This window comes from Jiella endophytica (assembly GCF_004519335.1).
GTDB classification, from domain to species: Bacteria; Pseudomonadota; Alphaproteobacteria; order Rhizobiales; family Rhizobiaceae; genus Jiella; species Jiella endophytica.
In genome coordinates this window covers 26,024-40,538 of record NZ_SOZD01000010.1, presented here as the reverse complement: position 1 = coordinate 40,538, position 14,515 = coordinate 26,024, and the positions used below count along the sequence as shown (strand labels likewise).

The window sequence follows — 14,515 nt, the reverse complement described above, 5'->3', positions numbered from 1 at the left end:
CCCTCACCGGCCAAGGCTTTGCGTCAGTTGGCGGGTTTGCCGGTCGCGGCAGCCGGGGTGCCGCTCTCGATCTCTTTCTCGATCGATTCCACCTGCGCCTTCATCTTCGGGTCGACATAGTCGATGCCGAGGCTCTGCCGCGCCTTGCCGACCATCGCCATGTACTTCTCGCGCAGCACGAGCTGGCGGAGCTGATCCTTGACCTGGTCGAACTCCGGCGGCGGCGCGTCGCGGGTCTCCACCGACTGGATGACGTGCCAGCCGAACTGCGTCTGCACCGGCTCCTTGGTGTATTCGCCGGGCTTCAGCGCGAAGGCGGCCTTTTCGAAAGCCGGGACCATCTGACCGGGGCCGAAGAAGCCGAGATCGCCACCGTCCGGGCCGGAAGGGCCGGTGGACTTCTCCTTGGCGACGGTCTCGAAGTCGGCGCCGCCGTCGAGCTCCTTGATGGCCGCCTCGGCCTCTTCCTTGGTCTTCACCAGGATATGCCGGGCATGCACCTCCTTGCGGGGGGGCATCGCCTTGATTTCCTTGTCGTAGCGGGCCTTGAGCTCGGCATCGGTGACGCCGCTGACGGCGTTCTTGGCGAAATAGGCGTTGTGCAGGGTGCGGTCGCGCTCGAATTCGAGCTGCGCCTTCACTTTCGGATCGTCCTGCAGCTTGGCCTTCTCGGCCTCGGCGGCGAGGGCCTTGATGTCGATGAGGGCCGAAAGGACCGCGAAGCGGCGACGCTCTTCCGGCATCGACTGGAACTGCGGACCGAGCTCGGCTTCGGCGGCCTTCAGCTCGGCTTCGGTCACCTTGTTCTTGCCGATGGTGGCGATCACGTCGCCGTCGGCGGCCAGGGCACCATGGGCGACGGCGACGAAGGCGCCTGCCGCCAGCAGGACGCTGAGGTTTCTTGGCATCGAGTGAATTCCTTCCAGAAGACTTCTGACGAAACGGATGGTACCGACGTTCGGCATGCCGCTCCCTTCGGGGCCGCTTCGGCCGCCGCCCGCAACGGGGCGTCCTGCCGCCGTTGACATCGGATTTGCCCCCTCTTATCTCTCGCGCCAACCGAAAGTCCAGCCGCCTTCCGCTGAGATTGCAGGCTCCCGACAACGCCACGATCGACCGGAACGGCGGCGGCAGCCGACGTTCGATCGACCTCGTCGCCTCGCAGAGAATTAGTGGGAAGGACCCCTTTCATGGTCAGTTTTGGCGGGCTTGCCCGGAAGTTGCTGGGATCGGCGAACGATCGCGTCGTCAAGCGCTTCCAGTCCCGCATCGAGGCGATCGCCCGTCTCGAAGACGAGATGGCGGCGCTCTCCGACGAGGAGCTGCGCGGCAAAACGGAAACCTTCCGGGCCGAACTCGCCGGCGGCAAGAAGGTCGACGACCTGCTCGTCCCCGCTTTCGCCGTCGTCCGCGAGGCCGCCAAGCGTGTCCTCGGCATGCGGCACTTCGACGTGCAGATGATCGGCGGCATGGTGCTCAACCAGGGTGCCATCGCCGAGATGAAGACCGGCGAGGGCAAGACCCTCGTCGCCACCCTCGCGGTCTATCTCAACGCCCTCGAAGGCAAGGGCGTCCACGTCGTCACCGTCAACGACTATCTCGCCTCGCGCGACGCCGAGTGGATGGGCCGGGTCTACCGCTTCCTGGGCCTGACCACCGGCATCATCGTCCACGGCCTGTCGGACGAGCAGCGCCGCGCCGCCTATCACTGCGACGTCACCTACGCGACGAACAACGAGCTTGGCTTCGACTATCTGCGCGACAACATGAAGTATGAGCGCGAGCAGATGGTCCAGCGCGGCCATCACTACGCCATCGTCGACGAGGTCGATTCGATCCTGATCGACGAGGCGCGCACGCCGCTGATCATCTCCGGCCCGCTCGACGACCGTTCCGACCTCTACAAGACCATCGACGGCTTCATTCCGCAGCTTTCGGCGGAAGACTACGACATCGACGAGAAGCAGCGCACGGTGACCTTCACCGAGGACGGCACCGAGAAGCTCGAGCGGCTGCTCGAGGCCGCCGGCCACCTCGTCGGCGCGTCGCTCTACGACATCGAGAACGTCGCGATCGTCCATCACGTCAACAACGCGCTGAAGGCCCACACGCTGTTCCAGCGCGACAAGGACTACATCGTGCGCGGCGACGAGATCGTCCTCATCGACGAGTTCACCGGCCGCATGATGCCGGGTCGGCGCTATTCGGAGGGTCTGCACCAGGCGCTGGAGGCCAAGGAGGGCGTCACCGTCCAGCCGGAAAACCAGACCTTCGCCTCGATCACCTTCCAGAACTACTTCCGCATGTACAAGAAGCTCGCCGGCATGACCGGCACGGCGCAGACGGAAGCCGCCGAGTTCGGCGACATCTACGGCCTCGACGTCATCGAGATCCCGACCAACCTGCCGATCCAGCGCCTCGACGAGGACGACGAGGTCTACCGGACCTTCGAGGAGAAGTTCCGGGCGATCGTCCGCGAGATCAAGGACGCGGCGGAGCGCGGCCAGCCGATCCTCGTCGGCACGACCTCGATCGAGAAGTCTGAGCTGCTGGCCGACATGATGCGCCGGGAAGGCATCAAGAACTTCCAGGTGCTGAACGCCCGCTATCACGAGCAGGAAGCCTATATCGTCTCCCAGGCCGGCGTGCCCGGCGCGGTCACCGTCGCCACCAACATGGCGGGCCGCGGCACCGACATCCAGCTCGGCGGCAATGCCGACATGCGGATCGGGCGGGAACTCGGCGAGATGCCGGAAGGCCCCGAGCGCGAGGCCAAGGAAGAGGCGATCCGCGCCGACATCAAGCGCCTGAAGGCCATCGCGCTGGAAGCCGGCGGCCTCTACGTTCTGGCCACCGAGCGCCACGAGTCGCGGCGCATCGACAACCAGCTGCGCGGCCGCTCCGGCCGCCAGGGCGATCCCGGCCGCTCGAAGTTCTACCTGTCGCTTCAGGACGACCTGATGCGGATCTTCGGCTCGGAGCGCATGGATTCCATGCTGACCCGTCTCGGTCTGAAGGAGGACGAGGCGATCGTCCATCCGTGGATCAACAAGGCGCTGGAAAAGGCCCAGAAGAAGGTCGAGGCCCGCAACTTCGACATCCGCAAGAATCTTCTGAAATACGACGACGTGATGAACGACCAGCGTCGCGTCATCTTCGAGCAGCGCATCGAGCTGATGGAGGCGGGCGAGCTCGACGAGACCGTCGCCGACATGCGCGAGGAGACGGTGGAGGCCCTGGTCGCCCGGCACATTCCGGAGAAGGCCTATCCCGAGCAGTGGTCGACCGAGGAGCTGAAGGCCGAGGTCGAGGAGGTGCTCAATCTCGACCTGCCGATCACCGAATGGGCGGCCGAGGAGGGCATCGACGACGGCGACGTGCGCGAGCGCATCATCGCCGCCGCCGAAGCGTCGGCGAAGGAAAAGGCAGAGCGCTTCGGTCCCGACGTAATGACCTACGTCCAGCGCTCGATCGTGCTGCAGACCCTCGACGCCCTGTGGCGCGAGCATCTCGTCAATCTCGATCATCTGCGCTCGGTGATCGGCTTCCGCGGCTATGCCCAGCGCGACCCGCTGAACGAGTACAAGTCGGAGGCCTTCGAGCTCTTCCAGGCGATGCTCGGCAATCTGCGCGAGCGCACCACCCGACAGCTGATGCGCGTCGAGCTGGTGCAGCCCGAAGCCCAGGACATGCCGGAGCCGCCGGAGGTCGAGGGTCACCACCTCGATCCCGACACCGGCTATGACGAGATGGGCGCGGGCTATTTCCCGACAAGCGCGATGGGCGATCCGGGCGAGCGGTCGGCGCTCGATCCGAACGCGCCGGAAACCTGGGGCCGGGTCGGGCGCAACGAGCCCTGCCCCTGCGGCTCGGGCAAGAAGTTCAAGCACTGCCACGGCGCCTTCGTCTGAAGACGCTCGCATCAGGGCTCCGGCGCAGGCGAGAAGTGCTCGAGCCTTGCATCCGGCGACATTACGGATCCGTATAGAAGCCGAAATCGGCCGGCATGCATGGGGCGGTAGTTCCGGGGATCACTTCCCCGGACACGCCGATGCACATTCCCAAATTTCTTCGCAATGCCCTCTTCGCCGCCGGGCTCCTGATCACCCCGGCCGGAGCCTATGCGGGCTATCTCGCCTATACCGGCAATATCCACGCCGTCGAGCCGGGCGTCGTCTACCGCTCCGGCCAGCTCGCTCCGGGCCAGCTCCGGCAGCTGATCGAGGCGAACGGCATCCGCTCGATCCTCAACCTGCGGGGCGCCCATCCGGACGAGGAATGGTATCGCGGCGAAGAGGCCGTCGCTGCCGAGCACGGGGTGATCAGCACCTCCATCGGCATCTCGGCCAACCGCGAGCCCTCGATGGCGAAGATGCGGGAGATCGAGGCCGCCATCCGCGACGCGCCGAAGCCGCTGCTGATCCACTGCAAGGGCGGCGCCGACCGCTCGGGGCTCGCCAGCGCGATCTACGAATATGCCCTTGCCGGGCGCCCCGCCGAGGCCGCGAGCGGCCAGCTTTCCTTTGCCTATGGTCATTTTCCCTGGCTGACGAGCCGAACCGGCGCTATGGATCGGGCCTTCGCGCGTTTCGTCGATCAGGAGAACGCGTCGCGCGAGAGTCTCGAGAGTGTCGCGGGAGAAAACGGCCGGCAATGAAGGTGCTCGTCATCGAGGACGATGTCTCGACCGCCGACTACATCGTCGGCGGGCTGAAGGAGGAAGGTCACGACCCCGACCACGCCGCCTTCGGACCGACGGGGCTCGAACTCGCCTGCACCCGCGACTACGACGTCGTCGTCGCCGACCGCATGCTGCCCGGCCTCGACGGGCTGTCGATCATCCGGGCGCTGCGCTCGTCCGGCCGCGATACGCCGGTCATCTTCCTCACCGCCGTCTCCGGTCTCGACGACCGAGTAGAAGGCCTCGAGGCGGGCGCCGACGACTATCTGGTCAAGCCTTTCGCCTTTTCCGAACTGATGGCGCGGCTCAACGCCCTCGCCAGGCGCTCGCCGCTGCGCCGCGAGGAAACCGTCCTGAAGGTCGGCGATCTGGAGATGAACCTGATCGCCCGGACGGTGCGGCGGGAGGGTCGGGAGATCGAGCTGCAGCCGCGCGAGTTCCGCCTGCTCGAATACATGATGCGCAATCGCGGCCGGGTGCTGACCCGCACGATGCTGCTCGAGCGGGTGTGGGACTTTCATTTCGACCCGAAGACCAACGTCGTCGAGACCCATGTCAGCCGGCTGCGGGCCAAGGTCGACCGGCCGTTTTCCGCCGAGATGATCCGCACCATCCGTGGCGCGGGCTACGTTCTGAACGCGCCGGCCTGAATGATCTGGCCAGAGGAATTCCGGTCGATCTCCTTCCGGGTGGCGCTGATCTACACCGGCTTCTTCGTGTTTTCCGTTCTCGCCATCCTGGGGACGATCTACGTCATCGCCTCGGCCGAAATGGCGGATGCCCTCAGATCCTCGATAAAGGCCGATATGGGAGAGCTCCGCCAGACCCTCGACAAGGGAGGAGAGGAGGGTCTGGACGAAACCATGTCCGAACTCGCCGAATCGGCCTCCGAGGACCGCTTCGTCCTCGTCCTCGACCAGGCGGGCGGGCGGCACGCCGGCAATGTCCCGGCAACGCTCTGGCAGTCCGGCTGGCAGCAGCGCAAGCTGCCGCACGAGACGACCGATGCGGCGCCGGATCTGCGCGCCGCCGCCGCCGACAACGAGGACCACGAGGTGATCTTCCTCGCCCTCGGCGAGACGGTCGGCCCCTATCGGGTGATGCTCGGGCGCAATTCGCACATTCTCGACGAGACCCAGGAGATCATCCTCTCGGCCATGTGGATCGGCGTCCTGGCACTGGCGATCCTGGCGCTGGTCGGCGGCTTCCTGATCTCCCGCGGGCCGACGCGCCGGGTCGACGAGATCGCCCTCACCACCCGGCAGATCGTCGAAGGCCGGTTCGATCTGCGCCTGCCGGTCTCGCGGCGGGGCGACGAGCTCGACCGGCTGGCGGCCGACATCAATGCCATGCTGACCCGCATCGAGACGCTGGTCGAGAGCCTGCGGCAGGTCTCGACCGACATTGCCCACGATCTGAGGACGCCGCTCGCCCGCCTCAGGCAGCGGCTCGACGCCCTGCGCCGCAGGCCGCGATCGCTGGCCGAATACGAGGCCGGGCTCGATGCGGCGATCGACGAGAGCGACGCGGCGATCGAGACCTTCCACGCGCTTCTGCGGATCGCCCAGATCGAGGCCGGCACGCGGCGCTCGCGCTTTTGCCAGATCGATCTCGCGGCGATCGTCGAGAAGACCGCCGAGATCTATGCCGGCGTCGCCGAGGATGCCGGCCACCGTCTCGTCGCCGAACGGCTTGAGCCGCTGACCGTCGAGGGCGACGAGGAGCTTCTGACCCAGCTCCTCGCCAATCTGATCGAGAACGCCATCAACCACGTGCCGGCGCCGGGGCGGATCGAGATCACCCTGCGCCGCGACGGGCCGCTCGCTTTCCTCGACGTCGGCGACGACGGTCCGGGTGTGCCGGAAGCCGAACGGGAAAAGATCTTCCGCCGGCTCTACCGCCGCGACCAGAGCCGCACGACCCCCGGCAACGGCCTCGGCCTCGCCCTCGTCGCCGCCATTGCCGAGCTCCACGGCGGCACCGCTTGCGCCCTCGACAACGAGCCGGGCCTCAAGGTTCGCGTCGCCCTGCCGATCGCCGATCATCGGCCGTGACGGCTGCAACTTACCGAAGCGTATAGCCGGCGACAGACGCCCTCAACACCCCGTTCCTACGACTGTCCGTGCAAGCCGGCGCATGCCCGCGCGACCTCGGCCGGCGGCGCTCGCCTGCGTCATGCCCCCGCAATCAACCGGATCAGTCAGATGACCCTCACGCAATCGACCTCGGAACGATCGGCTCTGTCCGAAGAGCTGCTCAACAAGGTGCCGCAGATCACCCTCGCCTTCTGGGTGATCAAGATCATGGCGACGACCGTCGGCGAGACGGCGGCAGACTTCCTGATCTTCAATCTCGGCTTCGGCCTCGTCGCGACGTCGGCGATCATGGCGCTTCTTCTGGCCGCCTTTCTGGCGTTTCAGCTGCGGCTGCGCGAATATGTCCCGGTCAGCTACTGGCTGGTCGTCGTCTTCGTCTCGGTCGTCGGTACCCTCGTCTCCGACTACATGGCCGACGACCTCGGCATCAGCCTTCTGACGACGACGATCGTCTTTGCGGCCGCCCTCGCCGTCACCTTCGTCGCCTGGTACGCCAACGAGCGGACGCTCTCGATCCATTCGATCACCACGCGCCGGCGCGAGCTCTTCTACTGGGCGGCGATCCTTTTCACCTTCGCTCTGGGCACCGCGGCGGGCGACCTCGTCTCCGAACAGTTCGGCCTCGGCTATCTGATCTCGGCCCTGATGTTCGGAACGTTCATCGCCGCCGTCTACGCGGCCTACAAGGCCGGTGCCGACGCGGTGCTCACCTTCTGGATCGCCTACATCCTCACCCGCCCCTTCGGCGCATCGATCGGCGACCTCCTCTCGCAGCCGACGAACAATGGCGGGCTCGGTCTCGGGACGACCGGAACGAGCGTCGCCTTCCTTGCCGTGATCGCCGCCATGGTGGCGTATCTGTCGGTGACGAAGAAGGACAGGATTGAGACAGCCGCAAGCGCGAACTGAGCGGCCGCGCCGGACGGGTCGAAGCCGCCGGCAGCGCTCGTCCGACCGCCACGCCCCACCTGCCCGACCGCCGTCCGCGCATTCACGCGGATGGCGGTTTGCATCGTCATCTCCGCAGCTTGCCCCCTATGATCATCCGTATAGTACCGGAGCTTTGGCGGTCATCTTCAGCCTCCATCTTTCACCCGAGCCCGAAACCGGTGGCTCTCAACAAGGAAGCTCGAAGATGAAGACCAGGACCCATACATCCCGTCTGACGATCGCAACCCTCGGCGCCCTCGCCGCCCTTGCCGCCGGCGGTTCCGCGCTCGCCGCGGAGACCAATCGAGGCGAAACCGACCAGGCCGAAATGCAGAAGGTCACGGCGGCGAAAATCACCCTCGCCGACGCCGTCGCCAAGGCCGAGCAGACGGTGGGCGGCAAGGCGTTCGACGCAGCGATCTCCGACGAGAAGGGCGACAATGCCTGGGAGATCGAGCTCAGCCAGGCCGACGGATCGGTGAAGACCGTGATGGTCGACACCCAGTCGGGCAAGATCGACCAGAACGCCTCGGACGAGTCCAAGGACAAAATGGACAAGACGGCAGACGACTCCGAAGAGGGCGACGACGCCGACTGACCTCTCGCTTGCCTCGCCGGCTTCGCGTCGTTTCGCGGGAAGACGTCTCTGCCGACAGGAAAAGCCCGTCTGTCGGCGGCAGCACCGGCCCGGAAATCGGCATCGATTTCCGGGCCGGCTGAGGTGCGGGTTCGAGCTTTCGGAGCGTTCTCGGCGCGTCGGATCGAACACGCGTCGCACGAAGCCCGCCATTGGCGCTCTTGGTCGGGAAGGCTGCGCGCCGGCGATCTTTGCGATAGTGAATCCGCATCGCTCCCATCGACCGGGAAAACAGGAACGACATGACAGGCTTGATCGCCAGCTGGCAGTTCTGGGCGCTGCTTGCCGCCGCCTTCGCCGCATTGACGGCGATCCTCGCCAAGGTCGGCGTGTCGGACGTTCCCTCCGACCTCGCGACGCTTCTGCGCACCCTCGTCGTCGTGGCATTGCTCGCCGTCATCGTCGCGCTGACCAGGCAGTGGCGCTCGCCGGCCTCGCTGCCGGCCCGCTCGCTGGTCTTCCTCGCGCTGTCCGGCCTTGCGACCGGCGCCTCGTGGCTGTGCTACTTCCGCGCCCTGAAACTCGGCGACGCCGCCAGGGTCGCGCCGATCGACAAGCTGTCGGTGGTTCTCGTCGCCGTCTTCGGCGTCGCCTTCCTGGGCGAGAAGCTGGCGCCGGCGAACTGGCTCGGCATCGCCCTCATCGCGCTCGGCGCCTGGCTGGTCAGCCTTTAGAGCGCCGCGCGTTCCGTTGGACGCGCGAAGGACGCTTCAGCTCATCGGATCTCCGCATCGGGCTTACGCAACCGTATAGTCGCAGCAATGGCGCGGCATGGGCCGGGGCGCAGAAAGGCGGCGACCGTGAAACGCCGCCGGAGCCCTCGATGTCGAACACCCCGCGCCCTGCCGCCTGGAGCAGGCTCAATGTCTTCCTGCACTGGACGATCGTCGTTCTCGTCCTCTGCCAGTGGATCGAGGGCGAGTATATGGCCGATTTCTGGGACGCGACCCTCGAAGGCGGCAGCATCGGGACGACGACGGCCGTCCTCGGCTACGGCCATATCGTCCTCGGCACGCTGGTCCTCGTCGCGGCGGCGCTGCGCCTGATCGATCGCTACACCCACGGCCGGCCGCCCCATGACGCGCAGGAGCCGAAATGGGCAAGCCTCCTGGCGCGGGTCACGCATTTCCTGCTCTACACAGTGCTGCTGGTCATGCCGGTCCTCGGCCTTGCCGCCTGGTTCACCGGCAATGACGACCTCGCCGGCTACCACGCCTTCCTCTGGAACCCGCTGCTCGCCCTGATCGGCCTGCACATCGTCGGCGCGCTCGCCCAGCATTTCTGGTTCCGCTCGCCGGCACTGAAGCGCATGCTCCCGGGTCTGCGGCAATCGGCCTGACGCCGCCCTCACACAGGCGCCGTCACGGCAACAGCCGCACGGCGCCTGCAGCCCGTTGTGACAAGCCGATGAACTTGCTCCAGTTTGGTCATCCGGCTGCAATGTCTTCGACATTCCATCTGTAACTGCATTTCCATTCAGCATCCTGCCCTTATATTCATCTCCCGATTCGATCGGCGCGAAGCCGGCGAGGCAGGGGATGGAGATGCCGATGGACGACGCCGCAAGACCGACGGCCCTGATCATCATGGGTCCTTCCGGCGTCGGCAAGTCGACGACGGCGGAGCTGATCGCAGCGCGTCTCGGCTGGCCCTTCGCCGAAGCCGACGAGTTCCATCCGAAAGCCAATATCGACAAGATGACCAGCGGCGTCGCGCTGAACGACGACGATCGTGCGCCCTGGCTTGCCGCGATCCGCGACTGGATTTCCCGCGAGGCGGAAAGCGGCGTCTCGACCGTCCTCACCTGTTCGGCGCTGAAGCGGAGTTATCGCGATATCCTGCGTCAGGCGGGCGCGCGCGTCCGCTTCGTCGCGCTGAAGGCCGACCCCGAGCTCGTCGCCAGCCGACTCGAGCACCGACGGGGCCATTTCATGCCGAAATCGCTGCTGCAGTCGCAATTTTCCGACCTGCAGCCGCTGGCAAGCGACGAGGACGGCGTCACCGTCTCCGTCGATGCAACGCCGGAGGAGGTGGTGCGCGGCATTCTCGGCCAGCTCGGCCTTCGCCCCTGACCCCACCCTGATCGCCGCCGCCGGCCGATCGGTGGCAGCGATCTCCGCAGTCGTCGATCCCAACCAAATGGAGTGTGCCGCGTGCCGGAGGGATTTCATCAAACGCTCGGAGCCGGCTCGCTCCTTGCGATCGCCGCGGGAGCCATCGTGCTCCTCCTCGTCCTCATCATCCAGTTCCGGGTCCATGCCTTCATCGCGCTGGTGCTCGTCAGCCTGGCGACCGCCTTCGTCGCCGGCCTGCCCTCGGGCGACGTGCTCGATGTCCTGACCAAGGGGTTCGGCTCGACGCTGGCGAGCGTCGCGCTGCTCGTCGGCTTTGGCGCGATGCTCGGCCGCCTCGTCGAGGTTTCGGGCGGCGCCCAGACACTCTCCGATGCGCTGATCGCGAAGTTCGGCGAGGAGCGTGCACCGCTTGCCCTCGGCGTCGCCGCGCTGATCTTCGGCTTTCCGATCTTCTTCGACGCCGGCCTCGTCGTCATGCTGCCGATCGTCTTCTCGGTGGCGCGGCGCCTCGGCGGCGGCGTCCTGCGCTACGGCCTGCCGGTCGCCGGCGCGTTCTCCTGCATGCACGCCTTCGTGCCGCCGCATCCCGGCCCCGTCGCCAGCGCCGAACTGCTCGGCGCCGACATCGGCATCCTCACCATCGTCGGCCTGATCGTCGCGATCCCGACCTGGTTCCTCGCCGGCTATCTCTACGGCGTCTGGTCGGGGTCGAAATTCGTCCTGAAGGTGCCGGACTTCCTCTCCGGCGGCGAGCGGGAGGAGGACATGGCCGAGCCGCCGAAGCCCTCGACGGTGATCCTGCTCCTGCTGCTGCCGCTAGCGATCATCTTCGTCAATACCGGTCTCGACGCCGCCCGGGCCGCCGGCATGGTCAATGGCGACGCCGGCTGGTTCAAGTTCCTCAGGGCCATCTGCGCGACGCCGATCGCCCTCCTCATCGCCGTCCTCGTCGCGAGCTACGTCCTCGGCATTCGCCGCGGTCTCGACAAGCTGCGGGTCGAGAGCCTGCTCGATTCCTCCCTCGCGCCGGTCTGCGCCATCATCCTGATCACCGGTGCCGGCGGCATGTTCGGCGGCGTCCTCAAGGCGACCGGCATCGGCGACGCCCTGGCCTCCACTCTGTCGGATGTCGGCCTGCCGCTGATCGTCTCGGGCTTCGTGATCGCTCTCGCCCTGCGCGTCGCGCAAGGGTCGGCGACCGTCGCTCTGATCACCTCGGCCGGGCTGATCCAGCCGGCGATCGCCTCCGAGGGAATCAGCGGTTTTCCCCTCGCCGCCATCGTCGTGGCGCTCGCCTCGGGCTCGCTGGCCCTCAGCCACGTCAACGATTCCGGCTTCTGGCTGGTCGGGCGCTTCATGGACATGGACGTCAAGACCACGCTGAAGACCTGGACGGTGATGGAAACGCTGATCGGCGTCATCGGCTTCGGCCTCGCCTGCCTCATCTTCATCGCCACCGGCGGCTGAGACCCGCCGCCGTCCCGGCACGCCCGGGGCGGCGGCTTCTTGGAAGCACCGTGCGTCCGAATGGACGCATGAGGGACGCTCTCAGTGATCGAATCTCAGAATCGGCCCGGCCGCACCGCCAATCTTGAGGCAGGCGGTTCGCCGACGCTTTTCAAGAAAACCTCCTGAAGTTGTGAAAATTGCCGCCACCGGGCTGCCATGCCTCTTGCGCGGCCCGTTCGGCGTCGCTATATCTGCCGGAAAGTTCCCGCCTTCCCAAGGCCGGGCCGGTTTCACGACCGACACGCACCATGCGCCGAACCTTTCGCGTTCGGCTTCAGCGTTTTTCTCTTCCCACCCGCCTCGTCCGCCCGACCACGATACCGGATCGGACCGACAGTCAAAGAGCATCAGTCCCCCTAATGAAACTTCAGGATCTGAAGAACAAGAGCGCACCGGAACTCATCGCATTCGCCGAGGAGAACGGTGTCGAGAATGCCTCCGTCCTGCGCAAGCAGGAGCTGCTTTTCGCCATTTTGAAACAGTTGGCGTCCCAGGAAGTCGAGATCATCGGCGAGGGCGTCGTCGAGATCCTCCAGGACGGCTTCGCCTTCCTGCGCTCGCCGGAAGCCAACTATCTGCCCGGCCCCGACGACATCTACGTCTCGCCCTCGCAGATCCGCAAATTCCAGCTGAAGACCGGCGACACCGTCGAGGGCCCGATCCGTTCACCCAAGGAAGGCGAGCGTTACTTCGCCCTCCTCAAGGTCAACACGATCAATTTCGACGATCCCGAGAAGATCCGCTACAAGAGCCACTTCGACAATCTGACGCCGCTCTATCCCAACGAGCGCTTCCGCATGGAGCTCGAGGATCCGACCTCGAAGAAGGATCTGTCGGCCCGCGTCATCGATCTCGTCGCGCCGCTCGGCAAGGGCCAGCGCGCGCTGATCGTCGCGCCGCCGCGCACCGGCAAGACGGTGCTCCTGCAGAACATCGCCCATTCGATCACCGCCAACCATCCCGAGTGCTACCTCATCGTGCTCTTGATCGACGAGCGGCCGGAGGAAGTCACCGACATGCAGCGCTCGGTGCGCGGCGAGGTTGTCTCCTCGACCTTCGACGAGCCGGCGAGCCGCCACGTTCAGGTCGCCGAAATGGTGATCGAGAAGGCCAAGCGCCTCGTCGAGCACGGCCGTGACGTCGTCATCCTGCTCGATTCCATCACCCGCCTCGGCCGGGCCTACAACACCACCGTTCCCTCTTCGGGCAAGGTGCTGACCGGCGGTGTCGACGCCAACGCCCTGCAGCGCCCCAAGCGCTTCTTCGGCGCCGCCCGCAACATCGAGGAAGGCGGCTCGCTGACCATCATCGCGACGGCGCTGATCGACACCGGCTCGCGCATGGACGAAGTGATCTTCGAGGAGTTCAAGGGCACCGGCAACTCCGAGATCGTGCTCGACCGCAAGGTCGCCGACAAGCGCACCTATCCGGCGATGGACATCCTCAAGTCCGGCACCCGCAAGGAGGACCTCCTCGTCCCGCGCCAGGAGCTGCAGAAGATCTTCGTGCTGCGCCGGATCCTCTCGCCGATGGGCACGACCGACGCCATCGAGTTCCTCAACGACAAGCTCAAGCAGACCAAGACCAACGCCGACTTCTTCGATTCGATGAATACGTAAGGTTTGGCGGGGCCGCTGGGGAGCATCGTCTCACAGGGTGATGCTCGCCGCGGCGACGACATTTGAGTTGGCTTTACCGCCGCCTTGCAGTGCGTTTCGATGTCGTCGACTGCCATTGTGATCATGAATTTCAGAGCGGCCGACGTCGTTGTGGGCCCTCGCCCTTCGAGGCGACCCTTCGACAAGCTCAGGGTCGCACCTCAGGATGAGGGGGCTGGCCTGCGTTGCCACTCGGATGCGGCGTGCCATGGCTGCGCCAGTCGCTTGGGCGTGAGGCCTGACGGAAGTTCGGCTTCTTTCTTTCTTAGAAGGCAGACTTCGCCGATACCCTCATTCCCTCATCCTGAGGTGCGAGCGAAGCGAGCCTCGAAGGGCGAGGGAATGATCGACCAAGACGGGAACCTCTCGTCGTGGCGACACGATCTCTGCACGCTGTCTGCCGGACCATCGCTCGACGAACGCCAAGGGAGACGCACTCGTGACCGAAACCCATCCCCCCGCGGTCCAGCGCGTTGCCGATGCCGCCGCGGCCAAGGGCCTGAAGGTGAAGATCGTCAGGACCGAGAAGTCCGCCCGCTCGGCGAAGGAAGCCGCGGAGGCTGTCGGCGCCGAGGTCGGCCAGATCGTCAAGTCGCTGGTGTTTCGCGGCAAGGACAGCGGCAAGCCTTACCTGCTGCTCGTCTCCGGGGCCAACCAGGTCGAGGAGACGATCATGGCCGGTTCCCTCGGCGAAACGCTTGAGCGGCCGGACGCCGCCTTCGTGCGCGAGGCGACCGGCTTTGCCATCGGCGGTGTCGCCCCGTTGGGCGCGACGGCGGACATCAGCGTCTATATGGACGAGGATCTCTTCCGCTACGCCACGGTATGGGCGGCGGCAGGCTCGCCCAACCATGTCTTCGAAGTGGTGCCGCTGCAGCTTCGCAGCGCCACCGGGGCGAGGCTCGGCCCGGTGCGGTAGGCGCTCGCCA

At 66.1% G+C, this 14,515-nt stretch carries 13 protein-coding genes; 12 read left to right on the top strand and 1 reads right to left on the bottom strand.

What is annotated here, in order from left to right; all coding sequences use genetic code 11:
* Nucleotides 1–23 precede the first annotated feature (23 nt).
* Nucleotides 24–908: a peptidylprolyl isomerase gene (locus E3C22_RS22030; RefSeq protein WP_134764046.1), complete on the bottom strand. Its 885-nt coding sequence runs from the start codon at nucleotides 906–908 to the stop codon at nucleotides 24–26.
* A 282-nt stretch (nucleotides 909–1,190) separates the two neighbouring features.
* Here E3C22_RS22030 and secA point away from each other — a divergent pair, with 282 nt between their 5' ends.
* From secA to E3C22_RS21970, 12 genes are all read left to right on the top strand, one after another.
* Nucleotides 1,191–3,911: a preprotein translocase subunit SecA gene (secA, locus tag E3C22_RS22025; protein ID WP_134764045.1), complete on the top strand. Its 2,721-nt coding sequence runs from the start codon at nucleotides 1,191–1,193 to the stop codon at nucleotides 3,909–3,911.
* 140 nt (nucleotides 3,912–4,051) lie between these two features.
* Nucleotides 4,052–4,657, top strand: coding sequence for a tyrosine-protein phosphatase (locus tag E3C22_RS22020; RefSeq protein ID WP_167591868.1), 606 nt, complete (start codon nucleotides 4,052–4,054; stop codon nucleotides 4,655–4,657).
* Nucleotides 4,654–5,331: a winged helix-turn-helix domain-containing protein gene (locus E3C22_RS22015; RefSeq protein WP_134764043.1), complete on the top strand. Its 678-nt coding sequence runs from the start codon at nucleotides 4,654–4,656 to the stop codon at nucleotides 5,329–5,331. Before E3C22_RS22020 ends, E3C22_RS22015 begins: the two co-directional genes overlap by 4 nt.
* Nucleotides 5,332–6,735 carry a sensor histidine kinase gene (locus E3C22_RS22010; RefSeq protein WP_134764042.1) on the top strand — a complete coding sequence of 468 codons (1,404 nt, stop codon included), beginning with the start codon at nucleotides 5,332–5,334 and terminating at the stop codon, nucleotides 6,733–6,735.
* 150 nt (nucleotides 6,736–6,885) lie between these two features.
* Nucleotides 6,886–7,686, top strand: coding sequence for a COG4705 family protein (locus tag E3C22_RS22005; RefSeq protein WP_134764041.1), 801 nt, complete (start codon nucleotides 6,886–6,888; stop codon nucleotides 7,684–7,686).
* A gap of 226 nt (nucleotides 7,687–7,912) precedes the next feature.
* The gene (locus E3C22_RS22000; protein WP_134764040.1) at nucleotides 7,913–8,305 is read left to right on the top strand and encodes a PepSY domain-containing protein; all 393 of its coding nucleotides are present in this window, start codon (nucleotides 7,913–7,915) and stop codon (nucleotides 8,303–8,305) included.
* A gap of 281 nt (nucleotides 8,306–8,586) precedes the next feature.
* Nucleotides 8,587–9,018 carry an EamA family transporter gene (locus E3C22_RS21995; protein ID WP_134764039.1) on the top strand — a complete coding sequence of 144 codons (432 nt, stop codon included), beginning with the start codon at nucleotides 8,587–8,589 and terminating at the stop codon, nucleotides 9,016–9,018.
* Nucleotides 9,019–9,167: 149 nt separating this feature from the next.
* Nucleotides 9,168–9,683: a cytochrome b gene (locus E3C22_RS21990; protein WP_134764038.1), complete on the top strand. Its 516-nt coding sequence runs from the start codon at nucleotides 9,168–9,170 to the stop codon at nucleotides 9,681–9,683.
* A gap of 199 nt (nucleotides 9,684–9,882) precedes the next feature.
* On the top strand, nucleotides 9,883–10,416 hold the full coding sequence (locus E3C22_RS21985; protein WP_245515139.1) for a gluconokinase: 534 nt from the start codon (nucleotides 9,883–9,885) through the stop codon (nucleotides 10,414–10,416).
* Nucleotides 10,417–10,497: 81 nt separating this feature from the next.
* Nucleotides 10,498–11,886: a GntP family permease gene (locus tag E3C22_RS21980; protein ID WP_134764037.1), complete on the top strand. Its 1,389-nt coding sequence runs from the start codon at nucleotides 10,498–10,500 to the stop codon at nucleotides 11,884–11,886.
* Nucleotides 11,887–12,287: 401 nt separating this feature from the next.
* Nucleotides 12,288–13,547 carry a transcription termination factor Rho gene (gene rho / locus E3C22_RS21975; protein WP_134764036.1) on the top strand — a complete coding sequence of 420 codons (1,260 nt, stop codon included), beginning with the start codon at nucleotides 12,288–12,290 and terminating at the stop codon, nucleotides 13,545–13,547.
* Nucleotides 13,548–14,025: 478 nt separating this feature from the next.
* The gene (locus E3C22_RS21970; protein WP_134764035.1) at nucleotides 14,026–14,505 is read left to right on the top strand and encodes a YbaK/EbsC family protein; all 480 of its coding nucleotides are present in this window, start codon (nucleotides 14,026–14,028) and stop codon (nucleotides 14,503–14,505) included.
* Nucleotides 14,506–14,515 lie beyond the last annotated feature (10 nt).